Source organism: Paenibacillus sp. 2TAB19 (genome assembly GCF_052115185.1).
GTDB lineage: Bacteria > Bacillota > Bacilli > Paenibacillales > Paenibacillaceae > Pristimantibacillus.
Genome location: NZ_JBFRGE010000188.1, coordinates 1 through 2,063 on the forward strand (window position 1 = coordinate 1; position 2,063 = coordinate 2,063).

Below are 2,063 nucleotides of genomic sequence, written 5' to 3' on the forward strand. Positions count from 1 at the left end.
GAGTCATACCAAAATCCCTCCAATGAATGTTGTCTCGACAACTCCATTCTAAACGAGGATTTTGGCTATGGCTCCCTTTTTTTGAGATCCTAGCTTTTTACACAAGTATACGGACTCAACTTATATTAGTCCGTTTTGCTTACGTATTGTATGATAAATCGTACAAAGTCATTGACCAGGGGCACCACGAGTTCGACTATTATTTTTCGCGAATCCAAACCAGCATTTCCCCCGGCGTCCGGTTACCCCAGTAAGCGTATGGGACGGCCGTTATGGGAACGCTCTTCTTCTTTCGCGTAACCGGCCTGTACAGTTCATCTTCCCAGGTATGATCAGATCGCAGCCCCTCTCCTGACAAAACGACGATACCGCCTAGTACGTCTTCCCTATTCACCGCTATGAATTCAGAAGCCTCGGAAAGGCAAATATCCGTGAGGTCTGGGCCGTTGTCCACTTCCTCCAAGCAATAAACGAGTGGACCGTATTGCAAAGCGATTTTACCGGCATTCTCGTGCACTTTGGGATTCGACTCGATACGCTCGACGACCATCGGGAAATGCAGCTTGATGTTGTCGCTATCCATCCATTTTCTATTGATATATGCATATCCGCGCTTGACGATCGCATCCAGCGCCAGCAGCTCCCCGTTTACCGTGATGGAGGGGTTTCTGCACCAGGAAGGAATCCGGAAAGAAAGCGTGCAGCCCGTCGGCTCATCCGTTTGCATTCGGATCTGAATCTCTCCGTTCCATGGATAACGCGTTTCCGTATGCAATATTATTTTTTGCCCTTGAACGTCGAATGTGCTCTCATTGGAGGCATAAAGATGCATGGCGATCTCCGCCCGGTTTTGCGTAAAGAAGTAAGTATCCAAAGATGTCATCAGCCTCGCAATATTGGGCGGACAGCAAGCGCAGCCGAACCACGGAACGCGTTCGGTTTTGACATGCTGCATATCGTAACGGTACTCCGCGACAGCAGGATGGACTTCCAATGGATTCACGTAAAAATAACGCGTGCCGTCCAGCGACATCCCGCTCAGCACCCCGTTGAACAGAACGCGTTCCATCACATCCCCGTAGCGGCTGTCATTTTCAATTTGAAGCATTCGGAATGCCCACATGACAAGTCCGATGGACGCGCATGTTTCCGTGTATGCCGTGTCGTTAGGCAAATCGTAATCAATCGTAAACCGTTCGGCATGGCCTTGCGAGCCGAGCCCTCCCGTAATATACATTCGCTTGGTGGTCACTTGATCCCATAGTTTGCGAAGCGCTTTGGTTAGCGTAGCGTCTCCGTAAGCAATCGCGAGATCCGCCATAGCCGTATACAGATACATGGCACGGACAGAATGTCCGTCTGCCGTTTCCTGTTCTCTCACGGGGGCGTGGGCCTGATGATAATCCAGATCGAACCAGCGATCATTGGATGGGCTGCGAAACCCCGGATCCTCCTTCAGGAAACTCGGCTGCTTGCCGCGCTCCTCCACGAAGTATCGGCTTAATTGCAAATACCTTTGTTCTTTCGTCGTCCGGAACAGCTTTATGAGCGCGAGCTCAATTTCCTCATGACCGCAATACACGTGCATTTGGTCCGAATCAGGTCCTATAATCCCGTCTATATAATCAGCGTAGCGGCACATCATGTCCAGAAAGGCCCGCTTGCCCGTGGACTCGTAATAAGCCACCGCAGCCTCGATCAAGTGTCCGGCGCAATAAAGCTCATGCCCGAAAGAAAAATCGTTCCATCGCTTTTCCGGTTCGGCGACCGAATAATACGTATTCAAGTAGCCGTCCGGCCGTTGAGCCCGTCCCATCAAATCTACAACCGCATCGATGACGGCTTCTAGCTGCGGATCAGGAAATTGCCGCAGGCTGTACGCGGCAGCTTCGATCCATTTCGCCACGTCGCTATCCTGGAAGACCATGCCGTAGAAAGTTCCCGTCTGATCTCCTGCCGAGATGCGGAAGTTTTCTATGGCATGACTCGGCTCGGCGCCTTCGATTTCATCGTTCAACGCCTTCCACTGATAAGGAATCGTTTCCTGGACAGTCTGCCTCACC

General features: G+C 51.2%; 1 protein-coding gene. It reads right to left on the reverse strand.

The features are described 5' to 3' along the window. Positions 1 to 199: 199 nt before the first annotated feature. A partial coding sequence (locus tag AB4Z33_RS30860; RefSeq protein ID WP_442053560.1) for a glycoside hydrolase family 127 protein occupies positions 200 to 2,063 on the reverse strand: 1,864 nt, incomplete at its 5' end.